This window comes from Clostridium sp. (genome assembly GCF_036781005.1).
Classification (GTDB): domain Bacteria; phylum Bacillota; class Clostridia; order Clostridiales; family Clostridiaceae; genus Clostridium_B.
Genome location: NZ_DAIQBT010000011.1, coordinates 73,189 through 89,161, shown reverse-complemented (window position 1 = coordinate 89,161; position 15,973 = coordinate 73,189). Strand labels below are relative to the sequence as shown.

At 31.2% G+C, this 15,973-nt stretch carries 13 protein-coding genes and 7 tRNA genes; all 20 read right to left on the bottom strand.

Annotation, left to right across the window (positions count from 1 at the left end):
* Positions 1 to 223 precede the first annotated feature (223 nt).
* Positions 224 to 1,615, bottom strand: a complete 1,392-nt coding sequence (locus V7Q02_RS06655) for a glycine--tRNA ligase (RefSeq protein ID WP_333860215.1) — start codon at positions 1,613 to 1,615, stop codon at positions 224 to 226.
* 308 nt (positions 1,616 to 1,923) lie between these two features.
* A tRNA-Asn gene (locus tag V7Q02_RS06650) sits at positions 1,924 to 1,998 on the bottom strand.
* A gap of 149 nt (positions 1,999 to 2,147) precedes the next feature.
* The gene (gene lysS / locus V7Q02_RS06645) at positions 2,148 to 3,656 is read right to left on the bottom strand and encodes a lysine--tRNA ligase (RefSeq protein ID WP_333860214.1); all 1,509 of its coding nucleotides are present in this window, start codon (positions 3,654 to 3,656) and stop codon (positions 2,148 to 2,150) included.
* A gap of 17 nt (positions 3,657 to 3,673) precedes the next feature.
* Entirely contained in the window at positions 3,674 to 4,153 is a 480-nt protein-coding gene (greA, locus tag V7Q02_RS06640) for a transcription elongation factor GreA (protein WP_333860213.1), read from the bottom strand.
* Positions 4,154 to 4,333: 180 nt separating this feature from the next.
* Entirely contained in the window at positions 4,334 to 5,155 is an 822-nt protein-coding gene (locus V7Q02_RS06635) for a hypothetical protein (protein ID WP_333860212.1), read from the bottom strand.
* 59 nt (positions 5,156 to 5,214) lie between these two features.
* A complete protein-coding gene (dusB, locus tag V7Q02_RS06630; RefSeq protein WP_333860211.1) occupies positions 5,215 to 6,177 on the bottom strand; it encodes a tRNA dihydrouridine synthase DusB in 963 nt (320 codons plus the stop codon).
* 8 nt (positions 6,178 to 6,185) lie between these two features.
* Positions 6,186 to 6,965 carry a type III pantothenate kinase gene (locus V7Q02_RS06625; RefSeq protein ID WP_333860210.1) on the bottom strand — a complete coding sequence of 260 codons (780 nt, stop codon included), beginning with the start codon at positions 6,963 to 6,965 and terminating at the stop codon, positions 6,186 to 6,188.
* A 157-nt stretch (positions 6,966 to 7,122) separates the two neighbouring features.
* Positions 7,123 to 7,506, bottom strand: a complete 384-nt coding sequence (locus V7Q02_RS06620; RefSeq protein ID WP_333860220.1) for a thioesterase family protein — start codon at positions 7,504 to 7,506, stop codon at positions 7,123 to 7,125.
* A gap of 312 nt (positions 7,507 to 7,818) precedes the next feature.
* Positions 7,819 to 9,621, bottom strand: coding sequence for an ATP-dependent zinc metalloprotease FtsH (ftsH, locus tag V7Q02_RS06615; protein WP_333860209.1), 1,803 nt, complete (start codon positions 9,619 to 9,621; stop codon positions 7,819 to 7,821).
* Between the two features lie 82 nt (positions 9,622 to 9,703).
* Positions 9,704 to 10,249: a hypoxanthine phosphoribosyltransferase gene (gene hpt, locus V7Q02_RS06610; RefSeq protein WP_333860208.1), complete on the bottom strand. Its 546-nt coding sequence runs from the start codon at positions 10,247 to 10,249 to the stop codon at positions 9,704 to 9,706.
* Positions 10,250 to 10,253: 4 nt separating this feature from the next.
* On the bottom strand, positions 10,254 to 11,642 hold the full coding sequence (gene tilS, locus V7Q02_RS06605) for a tRNA lysidine(34) synthetase TilS (RefSeq protein ID WP_333860207.1): 1,389 nt from the start codon (positions 11,640 to 11,642) through the stop codon (positions 10,254 to 10,256).
* Between the two features lie 166 nt (positions 11,643 to 11,808).
* Positions 11,809 to 14,196: a stage II sporulation protein E gene (spoIIE, locus tag V7Q02_RS06600; RefSeq protein WP_333860206.1), complete on the bottom strand. Its 2,388-nt coding sequence runs from the start codon at positions 14,194 to 14,196 to the stop codon at positions 11,809 to 11,811.
* 249 nt (positions 14,197 to 14,445) lie between these two features.
* Positions 14,446 to 14,522 (bottom strand) — tRNA-Met (locus V7Q02_RS06595).
* A gap of 10 nt (positions 14,523 to 14,532) precedes the next feature.
* A tRNA-Met gene (locus tag V7Q02_RS06590) sits at positions 14,533 to 14,608 on the bottom strand.
* Positions 14,609 to 14,614: 6 nt separating this feature from the next.
* Positions 14,615 to 14,703, bottom strand: a tRNA-Leu gene (locus V7Q02_RS06585).
* A 10-nt stretch (positions 14,704 to 14,713) separates the two neighbouring features.
* Positions 14,714 to 14,790, bottom strand: a tRNA-Met gene (locus V7Q02_RS06580).
* Positions 14,791 to 14,800: 10 nt separating this feature from the next.
* Positions 14,801 to 14,876, bottom strand: a tRNA-Met gene (locus tag V7Q02_RS06575).
* Positions 14,877 to 14,882: 6 nt separating this feature from the next.
* Positions 14,883 to 14,971, bottom strand: a tRNA-Leu gene (locus V7Q02_RS06570).
* A 125-nt stretch (positions 14,972 to 15,096) separates the two neighbouring features.
* Positions 15,097 to 15,507 (bottom strand): S1 domain-containing RNA-binding protein, encoded by a 411-nt coding sequence (locus V7Q02_RS06565; protein WP_333860205.1) that lies wholly within the window; start codon positions 15,505 to 15,507, stop codon positions 15,097 to 15,099.
* A gap of 170 nt (positions 15,508 to 15,677) precedes the next feature.
* Positions 15,678 to 15,950 (bottom strand): FtsB family cell division protein, encoded by a 273-nt coding sequence (locus V7Q02_RS06560; RefSeq protein WP_333860204.1) that lies wholly within the window; start codon positions 15,948 to 15,950, stop codon positions 15,678 to 15,680.
* Between the last annotated feature and the right edge of the window lie 23 nt (positions 15,951 to 15,973).

The window sequence follows — 15,973 nt, the reverse complement described above, 5'->3', positions numbered from 1 at the left end:
CAAGTTTTAATTAAACATATAACATATCCCCATGATTAAACCCTAATTTACCGGACGAAAGTCCGGTAAATTTTTTGTCGTATTAAAATATCATCAAGTGAATCTTAAGTTTGCCTATGGGATAAATTTTTTCTACTGCGTGAAAAAACTTAATAACTACAATAAAAAAAGAAAGGCATCCTAGTCTGTGTAATATAAACCAAGATGCTTTTTCCTGCATTTACTAAAACTGTACTTTTCCCTTTATGAAATCCTTCAATTCATCTATTTTTACTCTAAATTGTTTCATAGTGTCCCTATCTCTTATTGTAACAGTATCATTATCCATAGTATCAAAATCTATAGTTATACAATAAGGTGTACCAATTTCATCTTCTCTTCTATATCTTTTACCTATACTTCCTGCATCATCATAATCCACATTAAAATCCTTTTTAAGCATATTATAAACGTCCAAAGCTTTCTCCGATAATTTTTTACTTAACGGTAAAATAGCAACCTTAAAAGGAGCTACGGCAGGATGGAAATGCATTACTGTCCTTACATCTCCTCCTTCCAGTTCTTCTTCATCATAGGCATCAACTAAAAAGGCAAGCACTGCTCTATCAGCTCCTACAGAGGGTTCTATACAATAAGGTATATACCTTTCATTAGTAACTGGATTTAAATAAGTCATATCTTTTCCAGAACGATTTTGATGTTGAGTTAAATCATAATCAGTTCTATCTGCTATACCCCAAAGTTCTCCCCAGCCAAAAGGAAATAAATATTCAATATCTGAAGTGGCATTACTATAATGAGAAAGTTCTTCTTTTTCATGAACTCTGAATCTTATATTTTCTTCTTTTATACCAAGCTTTAGTAAGAACTTCCAACAGTATTCTTTCCAGTAGCTATGCCATTCCAAATCAGTACCAGGTTCACAAAAAAATTCCAGTTCCATTTGTTCAAATTCCCTAGTTCTAAAAGTAAAATTTCCTGGAGTTATTTCATTTCTAAAAGCTTTTCCTATTTGAGCTATTCCAAAAGGTATCTTTTTTCTGCTTGTTCTTTGGACATTTTTAAAATTTACAAATATGCCCTGTGCTGTCTCCGGTCTTAAATATATCTCTGATTTTGAATCCTCTGTAACTCCTTGAAAAGTTTTGAACATAAGATTAAATTGTCTGATATCTGTAAAATTGGTTTTTCCACAATCAGGACAAATAATATTATTATCATCTATATACTTTTTTAATTTTGCATTGCTCCAGCCATCTGCACTAGCTTTTTCTACACCCTTTAAAGTCATATGTTCTTCCACCAACTTATCAGCTCTAAATCTTGATTTACATTCCTTGCAATCCATAAGCGGATCTGAGAAATTTCCTACATGACCTGAAGCAACCCAAACTTCATTATTCATAAGTATGGCACAATCTATACCCACATTATACTGGCTCTCATGCACAAACTTCTGCCACCATGCTTTTTTTACATTGTTTTTTAATTCTACTCCAATTGGACCATAATCCCACGTATTAGCCAATCCTCCGTATATATCCGATCCCGGATATACAAATCCCCTATTCTTAGCTAAAGCTACTATCTTATCCATAGTTTTTTCAAAAGGCATAAGTAATTTCTCCTTCCCATAATCAAATTATATTTAAATTTTTAAGTATAAAAAAAGCCTGCCTTCAAGGGACGAATTTTATTATCCGCGGTTCCACCCTTTTTAGCACAAGCTCATCTTTTAAATATATAACTCCAAAGTTCCTTCACAACAAAATCTCAGTTGTTTACACCAGCCACAACTTCTCTTTTCATATAGAGATTTAAATTGTTACTATCCTTTATCAAAGCAATTTATTGAATTATACTATCTATCTGTTAATTATTATATGTACACAAACAAGTTTTTAACCATTACAAAAAATAAAATGGCTCCGTGGAGAGGACTCGAACCTCCAACCCTTCGGTTAACAGCCGAATGCTCCACCATTGAGCTACCACGGAAGAACTCACATGTATTATTATATCACGCAATTTAAAAAATGCAATATTTTTTTGCTAATAAATCTAAAAATTTATAGATTTTAAATCTTTATGTTATAACACCAAGTGATTCTTAAATTAAGATAAGTTTACTTGCCAAATAATACTTTCTACTGCTGGCTTGGTTTCATAGTAGGAAATAATATAACATCTCTTATGGAATAAGAATTTGTAAGGAACATTATGATTCTGTCAAGACCTATGCCCAGTCCTCCTGTAGGAGGCATACCTATTTCAAGTGCATTTATAAAATCTTCATCCATCATATATGCTTCATCATCGCCTAACTCTCTTTCTTTTATTTGCTGCATAAATCTTTCTTTTTGAACTATAGGATCATTTAATTCTGAATATGCATTGCATACCTCTCTACCAAATATAAATCCTTCAAACCTTTCAGTATATTTATCATTTCCTCTTTTCTTTTTAGTTAAAGGTGATATTTCAACAGGATAATCCATCACGAAAGTTGGTTGAATAAATTTATGTTCACAAAATTCTTCAAACATTCCTACTAGTATATCTCCTTTTGTACAATCCTTTAATTCCTTTTTAAGTTCAATATCTTTTTCAACAGCAATTTTTCTAGCTTCATCATCACTTTCAATTTCATTAAAATCTACTTGTGTAAATTGTTTAACTGCATCTACCATGGTAATTCTATTCCAGGGAGGCTTAAAATCTATTTCTGTATCCTGATATGTAACTTTTGTGGTACCAAGCACATTTTCACATACATATGCCAGCATATTCTCAGTCAATTCCATCATGTCATTATAATCTGAAAAAGCTTCATATAATTCTATTACTGTAAATTCTGGGTTATGTCTTACATCCATTCCTTCATTTCTAAAATTTTTACCTATTTCATATACCTTCTCAAAGCCACCTACTATTAACCTTTTTAAATATAACTCTGTTGCTATTCTTAAATACATATCTATATTTAAAGTATTATGATGAGTTATAAACGGCTTAGCAGCTGCCCCCCCCGCTATTGATGACAGTATAGGTGTCTCTACTTCTATGTAATCTCTATTATCTAAAAATTCTCTTATAGACCTTATTACTGCAGTTCTCTTTAAAAAAGTATCCCTAACATCCTGATTTATTATTAAATCTACATACCTTTGTCTATATCTTAAGTCTGGATCCTTAAGCCCATGCCATTTCTCTGGAAGGGGTTTAAGTGATTTGGCTATAAGTTGAAAATCTGTAATATGAATTGATACCTCTCCTGTTTTAGTCTTAAAAACTTTACCACTTATAGATAAAATGTCTCCTATATCATAGGATTTATATTCTTTTAACTTTTCTTCCCCTACATCATTTATCTTTATGTACAATTGAATTTTTCCATATCTGTCATATAAATCCGAAAAACCAGCTTTTCCATGAACTCTTTTAGACATCAGTCTTCCCGCCACAGTCACATCTGTGTCCTCTAAATCCTCATAGTTGTCTTTTATTTCTTTTGAGGTATGTGTTCTCTCAACCTTATATACCTCAAAGGGATCTTTGTTTTGCTCTTGTAGGTTTTTAAACTTTTGTATTCTCTCCCTTATCAATTGATTGAAATTTTCTTCTAGTACATGTAACTTTTTTTCCTCTTTTGCCATTGATATTACCCTCCAAATTATCTTCTTATATTAAGTATCTTGTACTTACTAACTCCATCTGGTACTTGTATCTCAATTACATCCCCAGGTTTTTTTCCCATAAGTCCTTTTCCTACAGGGGATTCATTTGATATTTTATTATTAATAGGGTCAGCCTCTGCAGATCCTACAATTAAGTATTCCACTTCTTCATCTAAATCATAATCTTTAACCTTTACAATTGAGCCTATACCTACTATATCCAGCGGAACCTCATCTTCATCTACTATACTCGCATTCTTAAGCATATTTTCTAGTTGCACTATCCTTCCTTCTACAAATGCTTGTTCGTTTTTAGCACTATCATATTCTGAATTTTCACTTAAATCTCCAAAGGAAAGAGCTACTTTAATTTTTTCAGTGATTTCTTTTCTTTTCACTGTCTTCAAATATTCCAACTCACCTTCCAGCTTTTTTATGCCTTCATAGGTCATAACATATTTTTTTAATCCGCTCATATTATTCTCCCCTTTTAATAATTTATAAAAATTCTCCTATACATCTTTAATGTTCTAAAACCTTTAATATATATCTTGCCTTATTCACGGTAATTATCATTTAAGTAATTATAAAACAGCAATATTACAATGTCAACATTTTCAAAATTTAATGAAAACATCATAGAAATTTCAATATATCTATAATATTAATACATTTTTATTAAATTTTATCTTATCCAAAAATACACCATTGTAATTTAAAGATTTCTTTACATCTTGCTCATCCATTTGTGAAAGCATAGATCCTAAAAGTTCAAATGATATTTCCCCATATTTAAATTCCCAAGGAATCTTATAGCTAATATCGTTTACTACATTATAACTGTCCTGTGGTATATAACTATTATCTATATACCATACATATTTTTTATTACCTATATTTATTCTTCTGGATGTTATTATAAAGTCAGCACTTTTAAAAGAAAATTTTATATCAGAAGTAATTATAGGTGTAACTCCATAATTTGATATAATATATTTTCTTATATTGTTCAATTTTGCAATATTTTTAGATATAAGTATTATATATTTAGCTTCCCCAGATAAATAACATATAGTATCAAATAAAATAGGATCTGCAGCATCATAAACTGCAATACAACTACATCTTATACTCTTTTTTTTATTTCTGAGTATAATTTTAGAACTTTCCACAATACCAAAAGCCATTAATTTTTTTTGAAATTTATTATATAGAGTATAATCTAAATATCTATATACTTTAGGTGCCAATTCTATATCTTTAATTTTACATATTTTTTTAGCTCTTGAAATATTAATATTATATGAATTTATATTAATGTTAGAAGGAAATTTTACACTTTTAATTTTTAACTTTAATTCTTTTATAAAAAATTCTTCACTTATTCTTATTTTAAATCTGTCTTTTATCTTTCCCAAGAAACTATCATCATCGTAAAATTTATCCGTATTGGAATAAGTATACATAATTGACTTCACATTTTACATTCCCCTTAAATTACTTACAATACTATATTATTCCTGAACAAAATTAAAAATTACAATATAAGTTTGTATTCATTTAAAATTTGTAATACAACTTCACTTCGTTCCTCGCCATTAATTTTCTCTTTTACCTCCTTATTATTTTTCAAACCTTTTACATACCACCCTATTTGTTTTCTCATTTCTCTGACAGCCTTATATTCCCCATTATAATAAATGGCTTTATTATAATGTTTTATGCAAATATCTATCTTTTCTTGTGGAGTAGGGTAAGTGATTAAACTGGAATTTTTATTATCATATATCTGTGAAAATATCCATGGATTTCCCAAACTTCCCCTTCCAATCATTACGCCATCACATTTAGTAACTTTAAAAAGCTTATTGGCATCTTCTGTAGTAAATACATCTCCATTACCAATTACGGGAATTGTCACTGATTGTTTTACTTCACTTATTATATCCCAATTTGCTCTGCCATTATACATTTGAGCACTAGTTCTTCCATGAACAGCTACAGCATCTGCTCCTGACTGTTCCATAATTCTAGCAAAATCTACAGCATTTATGTTCTCAAAATCAAAACCAATCCTCATTTTTACAGTTACTGGCTTTAAAGACGCTTTTTTCACTTCTTTTACTATTTCCGAGGCAAGTTTTGGATTTTTCATAAGTGCAGAGCCTTCTCCATTTTTTACTATTTTAGGAGCTGGACATCCCATGTTTATATCAACCATGCAAATATCTTTATTTTCATTAAAATAGTCACATGCTTTAGCCATTATAATAGGATCACTGCCAAATATCTGAACTGCTATAGGTGCTTCTACAGGTGATGCTATTAACATATCTTTTGTAACTTGACTTCCATAAAATAAAGCCTTGGCACTTATCATCTCAGTATAAACAAGTCCACATTTATATTCTATACATAATTCTCTAAATGCCCTATCTGTTATACCCGCCATAGGAGCCAAAAATACATTATTTTTAAATTCTATTTTCCCTATTCTCATTTAAGTACCTACTCTTTATTCTTTTCATAGATTAATCTAAGTCCAGTTAAAGTTAACACAGAATCAATTATATCTATGGATTTTGTTCCTTCATTTATGAGTTTAGCAAGACCCCCTGTTGCAACTACCATAGGTTCTTCCTCTCCCAAAGCTATCATTTCCATCTTCATCTTCTTAACTATATAATCCACCTGACCAATATATCCATACACTATACCTGCTTGCATACTAGACACTGTATTCTTTCCTATAATATTTTGTGGTCTTATTATCTCCACTCTTGGAAGCTTAGCTGCCATTTCAAAGAGAGCGGAAGAAGATATTTTTATGCCTGGACATATAGCTCCTCCCAAATAATCACCTGCAGCTGTAACCGCACAAAATGTAGTAGCTGTTCCAAAGTCTATAATAATTAAAGATCTATTATAAATTTCATGGGCAGCTACAGCATTTACTATCCTGTCGGCCCCCACCTCTCTTGGATTATCATATTTTACATTTATACCCGTTTTTACTCCTGGCCCTACTATAATAGGACTGACCTGAAAATATTTTATTACCATATGTTCCAATGAATACATAATAGTAGGAACCACTGAAGATATTATAGAACCAGTTATATCTTCCGGTTTTAACTTACTTTGAAGAAATAAATCTATTACCTGAACTCCGTATTCATCTGCTGTTCTTTTGGAATCTGTAGATAATCTCCAGACTGATATAAGCTCTCTGTCATCATAAACTCCCAAAACAATATTAGTATTTCCAACATCTAAAACTAAAATCATTAAATATAACACTGCCTTTCCAATGATTTGGTTATCAATATATACATAATTAAAGAGCAGATTTTCCACTGCCCCCAAAACCTTAATTTCTCTCAAATTAACAATTTAATTGTATCAATAAAATCTTATTTGTCAAGATTAAATAATAAGCTGTAATTTACTGTATCTTTTTCATAAAATCCTCACTATTCACTATATATCTAGTATGTGTTCCTTCTCCAATCTTTCCCTTTTCATCCCAAGCTTCAACATAAAAAACCAATTTTTTTCCTTTAACTTCTCTGAGAGAAGCTTCACATCTAATCCTATCTCCAACAGAAGATGCCTTAATATGTTTTACATTTATTTCTATTCCAACAGTAGTATATCCTGTAGGTAAATGAAGATCAACACTATTTTTAGATGTGTTTTCCATAAGAGCTATCATAGCTGGTGTGGCAAATACATCCAAATTACCTGAGCCTAATTTCTTTGCTGTATTATTATCAGTCACATGCATTTCCATAGTAGAGGTAATGCCTTCTTTCAAATTAAATTCCATCATAATCATCTCATTTCATTTAGATTTATAATAAAATACACATATTTATTATATCACTGTTGTTTCAATTTTAAAATTATAAAAAATCAGCTAATTGTAGAATATCTGATGGCATAAAATAAAAAACTCCGTGAAACATACACAGGGTTTTTTATATAATATCAAGTGATTCAGAGGTTCAGGTGGAGTTTGCTTACCAGAAATGCTTTTTTCCATCTGAATCCTAAGAGAACTTATTCTGACACATAGTAGTACTCATCCAACCCACTTTAAATAAGATAATTGTATCAACAGTGGTATACTTTGGATAACTTAAGCTTGAGCAAATATTTCCTCAAATTCACTTGCTTCTAATTTTTCTTTTTCTAAAAGTCTTTCTGCCACAGCCTTAAGTCTGTGCATATTTTCTGAAAGAAGTTTTTCAGCCTTATCATATCCTTCATCTATTAATTTTCTTATCTCTTTATCTATTTCAAAAGCTACTTCTTCACTAAAATTCCTTCCTTTTCCTAAATCTCTTCCTAAAAACACTTCATCATGACCTGAGCCAAATGCAATAGGCCCTAAATCACTCATCCCATAATCCATTACCATCTTTTTAGCTATAGTAGTAGCTCTGTCAATATCATTTTTAGCTCCTGTACTTATATCACCTATAACCAGTTTTTCTGCTACTCTGCCTCCAAGAAGTCCGATAATCTCGTCTTTAAGCTTAGCACTTGATGTGTAGGAACTATCCTTTTCTGGAAGGTGCATAGTATATCCACCCGCCATTCCTCTTGGTATTATACTTATCTCATGTACAGGGTCAGCATTAGGCAAAAGCTTCATTACCACTGCATGACCTGCTTCATGGTAAGCCGTAAGCTTCCTGTCTTCCTCATCAATTACCCTACTTCTTTTTTCAGGACCTGCTATTACTCTGGTTACTGCTTCCTCAAGTTCATTCATTCCTATTAAATTTTTATTATTTCTAACTGCCAAAAGCGCAGATTCATTCATAAGATTTTCTAAGTCCGCACCTGTGAAACCAGGTGTTCTCTTAGCCAGAACATCTAGCTTTACTTCATCTGATAGATGTTTATTTCTGGAATGGACTTTAAGAATTTCTTCCCTACCTTTAATATCAGGTGCTCCCACAAGTATTCTTCTATCAAATCTTCCTGGTCTTAAAAGTGCAGGGTCTAATATATCAGGCCTATTTGTTGCAGCTATCATAATTATTCCTTCATTAGCTCCAAAGCCATCCATTTCAACTAAGAGTTGATTCAAAGTCTGTTCCCTTTCATCATGCCCTCCACCAAGTCCTGCTCCTCTTTGCCTTCCAACTGCATCTATTTCATCTATAAATACTATACAAGGAGAATTTTTTTTAGCCTGATCAAACAAATCTCTTACCCTTGAAGCTCCCACACCCACAAACATTTCAACAAAATCCGAACCTGATATACTAAAAAATGGCACCCCTGCTTCGCCAGATATAGCCTTAGCCAGAAGTGTCTTACCTGTTCCCGGAGGGCCCACAAGTAAAACTCCTTTAGGAATCCTAGCTCCCATTTCTATATATTTTTTAGGTTGCTTCAAAAAATCTACTATTTCTGCTAACTCTTCTTTTTCTTCATCTGCCCCAGCTACATCCGCAAAAGTTACCTTCTTTTTATCTGGTGTGGCCATTTTAGCCCTACTCTTACCAAAATTCATAACATTTCGATTTCCTCCACCACCCTGAGACTGCTGCATAAACATAAACCAAAATGCCACAAGCATGAGGATCAAAAGAATTGTCGGTAAATACTGTACCCACATAGGTATTGTAGCGGGTTTAAGATATATTTCTTGAACTTCTCCCTCTTTAGGGTGTTCACCTATAAATTGAAATAATCTTTCAGACGGAACTACTGTTTCATATGATGTTCCATTTTTCAAACTACCTTGAACTGTCATTTTATCTTCTCTAAGTTGAAAATTTTTAATATCATTACTTAACCAATATTTTTGAAAATCACTAAAACTAATGGCTGTTGAATTTTCGTTGGTTCTTACCAGCCATAATGCTGAAAGAATCACTAATATAAAAACTATAACCCAGGCCGTTGCACTTGAAAATTTTTTCATTAAAGGCCCCCCTCTCTTTCTAGTTTTATACTGTAAAATTGTATCATAAGTAAAATTCCTTTACAACAAGTTTTAATACTAATTATTTGTAAATTTCCTCTTTCAATATACCAATACAAGGGAAGTTTCTGTATTTTTCTGCATAATCCAATCCATATCCCACTAAAAAATAATCTGGAACTTCAAATCCTATGTACTTAGCTTTAACTTTAACCTTTCTTCTTTCAGGCTTATTTAAAAGGCATGCTATTTCTATACTCTTGGCTTTCCTGCCTTTTAAATATTCAATTAGGTAAGACAAAGTAATACCTGAATCTATAATATCCTCTACTATTAATACATATTTCCCCTCTATTTCAAAATCTAGATCTTTTAATATCCTAACAACTCCTGAACTCTTTGTAGAACTGCCATAACTTGAAACTGCCATAAAATCCATACTGCATGGAATAGTTATTTCTCTCAGCAAATCAGCCATAAAAGGAACTGAGCCTTTTAATATACCTACAAGCATTAACTCCTTCCCTTCATAGTCTTTGCTTATTTTTTTTCCTATTTGCTTTACCTTCTTCTTAATTGCGCTTTTGTTAATTAATATCTCTTTAATGTCGTCACCTATATTACCCATAATGTTATAGTTCCTCACTTTCAAACTTTATAGCCAAAATATTTTTAGTGTTTTTATCTACTTTAAAAAGTTCACTTATTCTATATCCAACAATCCATGCTATGTTATCTCCAAAACAGATTAAAGGGATTTTATCTCTCTTGTCCTTGGATATCTTTAAATCTATAAATAAACTTTTTAATTTTTTACTTCCAATCATTCCAAGTGGTATAAACTTATCTCCCTTCCTTCTATTTCTTAATGTAATTCTTCCCTTTATTTTATCATAATCAAAATGTTGAACAAATCTGCTTATTTTGTGATACTTATAATCTTTCAATTCAGTTAAATTTATATAAATTTTAGATTTAATATCAGAAATATCATTAAATCCCATTTGTAATTCATACTGTACCTCACAATTTTTTTCAGATTTTTCCATATACTTTTTTACTACTATATTTCCATAATCATTTAATGCCACCAAATTGTGAGGTAACATTATCTTTTTACCTGTAGAACATTTTTGAACATCCATTATACTCAATATATGAATTTTTTCAATATCTTTTAAATTTCCTTCCACAGCTTCCAATGACATCCTGATTATTCTAACTAATACAGCTTTATCCTCCATAAATGCCTCTTTAAATATTATAACCTTTTGTGTCTTTATTTCACAATATTTTTTAAATCTTTCCCGAGAAATATAATTTAAATAATCATTATCTATTTTTATTATATCAGAAAGCCTATTTAACGCTGTAATTATATCTCTATTAAAATTATCTTGTATATAAGGTATAAGCTCCAATCTTATTTTATTCCTTGAATATATGGTTTCCAAATTAGTCCTATCAATTCTGGGCTGAAGATTATTATTATCACAATATTTTTCAATTTCATCTCTAGTAGTGCATATTAAAGGTCTTACAAAAATGTTATCCCTTATAGGATTTATACCAGTTAACCCTTGTAAACCTGTTCCTCTCATAATTCTCATTAAAACAGTTTCTGCCTGATCATTTGCATTATGGGCTATAGCTATTTTTTGGGCTTTTAAATTTTCCTTTAATTGCTGAAAAAAATTATATCTTACTTCTCTTCCTGCACTTTCACAGGATATTTTTTTTTCTTTTGCAATAAGATCTACATTTATTTTTAAACTTTTAACTTCAATAGATAAACTTTCGCAAATTTTTTTTACATATTTTTCATCTTCATCTCCTTCTTCTCCTCTTAAACAATGATTTACATGGGCTGCATATAAAGTTATCCCTAATCTCTTTTTTAGAACATGTAATATATGTAATAAACATATGGAATCAGGTCCTCCTGACACAGCCACTATTACCTTATCGCCTCTATCAAACATTTTATTTTCTTCTATAGTACTAAGTACATTCTCTATCAAAAAACACACTTCCTAAATTCTATTTAATTTTTACAGTACAAATGCATATACTATAAAAACTATATTCTAATTTATTGTTATATTTAACAACCCAATTATAACATAAACATAGTATTTTTAAACCTGCATTAATATAAATCTATATTCTAAAACACTCATTAAATACTTAATAAAGAGTATACACTTTTTCAACTATCACTGTCATATCATCTTTCACCTTTCCTCCAGATAACTCTTTAGATTTATCTATAATTTTCTCACACATATCTTTAGGTTCAGTGGAATCTAACTTTCTCAAAAATTCTGTCATCCAAATGAAACTGCCTGCTGATTCACTATTGTAGTCAATCACACCATCACTGACCATTATTATAAAATCCCCATTCATCACAGGTTTGTTTATTATATCTATATCAGGTTTATCCAATATACCTATAGGAAGTGTTTTTGATTTTATTACCAATATATCTTCTCCTCTCTTTATAAAGCTAGCTGTAGCTCCAACCTTCATAAAATCTATTTCTCCCTTGTACAGGTTTATGCTGCTTAAATCTAGTGTGGAAAATTTCTCATCCTCAGTAAATTTAATGCTCATAATAGAATTAACTGTATTAATAGCAGTCATCTTATTAAAACCCGCCTTTGCAAATTTTTCTATAAGCTCAACAGCAGCACTGCTCTCTTCTCCTGCTTCAGGCCCAGAACCCATTCCATCACTTATAATTGTCATATAAGTACCATCTGGTAATTTACAAAAACTATAGCTGTCTCCATTATATTTTTCTCCATGTTTACACTGACTAATTACATGGGTCACAATATGATATTTGGGAGTTTCTTCAAAAGTCACATTACAACTGTTAGATGAAAAATTTATATCACAACTGTCCTTACTAAGTGCCATAAGCTTTCCAGTAACATTATTGACTAGAGGTAATATTTTCTTTATACAATCTTGTTTTCCTCCACAAGCCTCCATAGATAAGTTTATAACTAAATGTTCATTTTTATCCTTAAAACAGAATACATCCTTATATTTTATATTGTTTTTATTTAAAATTCTCCGTATATTATTTTCTACCGATGAATTAAACCTAACATCCAAATTTAAATCCTGAACTATCTCACCTACAGTTTTTCCCATATTGCCTATCTGATATGCTAATAACTCCCTGCACTCACTTAATCTGCTCTTCCACATCTCATCTACGATATAATTATTTACAATTTCTTTAGTATTTTTTAAAAGCAAAGTTCTCCGTGTGCATTTTTTTTGTAGTTCTTCTGGAATAAACTTTTTATTTTCCTGGTAATTCTGTATTAACTCTAAAAATGCATTATAGGTATAAAAAGTCTCCCTTTTCCAGCACATATTATTCATATCGCAATTAGAACAAACTCTATCTGCTAAATTCTCTATAAGGGCACTACTTTTGGTTTTTATGGTAAGCTTATTATTACTGGCAAGTCTTAAAAGTACAGAGGATATATCATTGAGCACATGAGAAAAACTATCAAGTCTATGCATAAAAATAGATTTAATTTTATCTGCATAATTCTCCTTTAAATGTTCCTGTTTTTTTTGCCAATCTAATTCCAACTCTATCTTTCTATATATACTCTGAGGTATTGCAAAATATATAATACAACTTATAATAACTTCTATTATTTTAAATTGGGAACCTATATTAGAATACATCTTTAATACAGCAAACCCTATAATATAGCTTGTACCACTCATCCATTTACCTGTTTCCCTAAATAAGCCTGATATAAGCCCACATAGTCCAAAAACTGATACATAGGTTATCATATCATTTGATGTAACTCCTATTATTGTACCCATAGCTACACCACCTGCAGCACCTGAAGCACTCCCTTTTACATAGCCTAGTATAAGTATAAAAGTCAATGCCACCACATTTCTTACAGATATGCCTTGAATAGCCGTTCCCCAGGTACCTGCTATAATTAAAGAGGTAGTTATAGACATACTAATTATTTCTTCACTACTGTAGAGATGTCTGGTCTTTAGCTGATTAAAACATATTATAGAATAATTAATAATAAAGTATAATGGGAATATACACATAATTTCAAACATAGAATTTAAAATAGCCACTCCCGGTGAGAGATTAACTGCAAAAAATTTATAAGCAAAAAATTCTAAAAAGATAACTGCAAAAAATAAAATCAACTTTTTAATTTTAATGCTATTTTTTAGTATATAATTTAAAGTTACTAATGTAACAGTTACTATACAATAAGAGGGAAGATATTTTATATTTCCATATATTGAAATATACCCAAGTAATGTACCAAAGCCTGTTATTAATGCAGGTTTTCTTTTTTCACATAAAGCCATAGATATAAAAAAAGCTATACCAAAAGGAGCCATAAGATTTACCATCATGACTCTAGATACTAAAAACCCACATAAAAAATAAAATATCATTTTTACTGTATTTCTTGACTGTTCAAATTTACGCTTTTTTTCTTTACCCTTTGACTTTTCTGTTCTTTGATAAGTAACAACCTCTACTCCATATTGCATTATTATACCACCCACCTTATAAAATTACTATTACTAATTATACCAGTAATGATTGGAAATAAATGTCATAACATGAAATAATAGTATATTTTTTTCAGGACAATAACATCCATGTTTTTCATGAATTTTTACTGTAAGGTAGATATATACAAAATCTGCTTATATACTCCATAAAATTCAAAATATTTTAAACATGCATCTTAAATAATATAGAATTATAAAAAAGCTTGCAAAAATTGCAAGCTATACTGGTAGCGGAAATAGGAATCGAACCTACGACACTTCGGGTATGAACCGAATGCTCTAGCCAACTGAGCTATTCCGCCTTATATACAATGGTTGCGGGGGAAGGACTTGAACCTACGACCTTCGGGTTATGAGCCCGACGAGCTACCAACTGCTCCACCCCGCGCTATTCTGGTGCTGAAGACCGGAATCGAACCGGTACGGGTTTTAAAGCCCGCAGGATTTTAAGTCCTGTGCGTCTGCCTGTTCCGCCACTCCAGCAAATTTAAAATGGTAGCGGAAATAGGAATTGAACCTACGACACTTCGGGTATGAACCGAATGCTCTAGCCAACTGAGCTATTCCGCCTTATATACAATGGTTGCGGGGGAAGGACTTGAACCTACGACCTTCGGGTTATGAGCCCGACGAGCTACCAACTGCTCCACCCCGCGCTATTCTGGTGCTGAAGACCGGAATCGAACCGGTACGGGTTTTAAAGCCCGCAGGATTTTAAGTCCTGTGCGTCTGCCTGTTCCGCCACTCCAGCAACAAAGTCTCAATTTGACGACATAAGTTATTATATATGATAAATATTTTATTGTCAACTATTTTAGAAAACTTTTTAATTTCACAGAACAATAAAGAGGCACCTTGCCTCTTTAACCTACTTTACTAATAATTAGATGATTTTTTATATCCCTTACCTTTTGAATCCTGATGTTTTTTAATATCTTGAAATCTCTCTTCACTATCTTTTAAGAACTTAGATAGCCTATCTTCAAAACTGCCCTGGTTATTTCTAGTTTTTTCCTTTTGCCAGTCTATTTCCTGAGGTCTCAAACTTTTCTTATCCTTTTCTGCTTGTTTCATAGATAAACTTATCTTGCCATTATCGTCAATAGAAATTATTTTAACTCTTATCTTATCCTTTTCCTTTAAATAATCTCTTATATTTTTAACATAAGTATCTGACACTTCAGATATGTGCACCAGTCCTGTCTTACCATTAACGTCCACAAATGCTCCAAAACTGGTAATGTTAATCACCGTACCTTCTAGTATGCTTCCTGCTTTTAAGGTCATATTAAAAAGACTCCTCCTTAAAAATAATACTATATAATATAATCCTTCTCTTCCCATTCATTGTGGGACTCCTTGGATCCTTTCCTGAAATTTTTTCTAATTCCACAACAATTTATCCTCCATAATTTCTGTAGACACTTAAAAACCTACTTTTATTATTTATTTGATTATTAATTTTTCTTGTCTATTACAGGAGTTTCACCCTCATTAATAAGACCTAATTTTTCTCTAGCTAACTTTTCTATGTAAGCATCAGATGTAGACATCTTAACTTCATCCTGTAATTTTTGATTTTTCTGCTTCATCCTGCTCTCTTCAGCTTTTCTCTCAGTAATCTGTTTTTTTATATTATACATAGTGATCTGTTGACTTGCAAAAATATATACTACATATAGAATTATTAATAAAAAAAATACCTTTTTCCATTTAATTCTTACTTTCATTAAATAATCACCAATTTTCTATG

Coding starts and splice junctions, on each gene's coding strand:
- V7Q02_RS06560 (WP_333860204.1), bottom strand. CDS start 15,950: ATGAAAGTAAGAATTAAATGGAAAAAGGTATTTTTTTTATTAATAATT.
- ftsH (WP_333860209.1), bottom strand. CDS start 9,621: ATGAAAAAATTTTCAAGTGCAACGGCCTGGGTTATAGTTTTTATATTA.
- greA (WP_333860213.1), bottom strand. CDS start 4,153: ATGAGCGGATTAAAAAAATATGTTATGACCTATGAAGGCATAAAAAAG.
- V7Q02_RS06565 (WP_333860205.1), bottom strand. CDS start 15,507: ATGACCTTAAAAGCAGGAAGCATACTAGAAGGTACGGTGATTAACATT.
- spoIIE (WP_333860206.1), bottom strand. CDS start 14,196: ATGCAATATGGAGTAGAGGTTGTTACTTATCAAAGAACAGAAAAGTCA.
- V7Q02_RS06625 (WP_333860210.1), bottom strand. CDS start 6,965: ATGATTTTAGTTTTAGATGTTGGAAATACTAATATTGTTTTGGGAGTT.
- V7Q02_RS06620 (WP_333860220.1), bottom strand. CDS start 7,506: ATGGAATTTAATTTGAAAGAAGGCATTACCTCTACTATGGAAATGCAT.
- hpt (WP_333860208.1), bottom strand. CDS start 10,249: ATGGGTAATATAGGTGACGACATTAAAGAGATATTAATTAACAAAAGC.
- lysS (WP_333860214.1), bottom strand. CDS start 3,656: ATGGCAAAAGAGGAAAAAAAGTTACATGTACTAGAAGAAAATTTCAAT.
- dusB (WP_333860211.1), bottom strand. CDS start 6,177: ATGAGAATAGGGAAAATAGAATTTAAAAATAATGTATTTTTGGCTCCT.
- V7Q02_RS06655 (WP_333860215.1), bottom strand. CDS start 1,615: ATGCCTTTTGAAAAAACTATGGATAAGATAGTAGCTTTAGCTAAGAAT.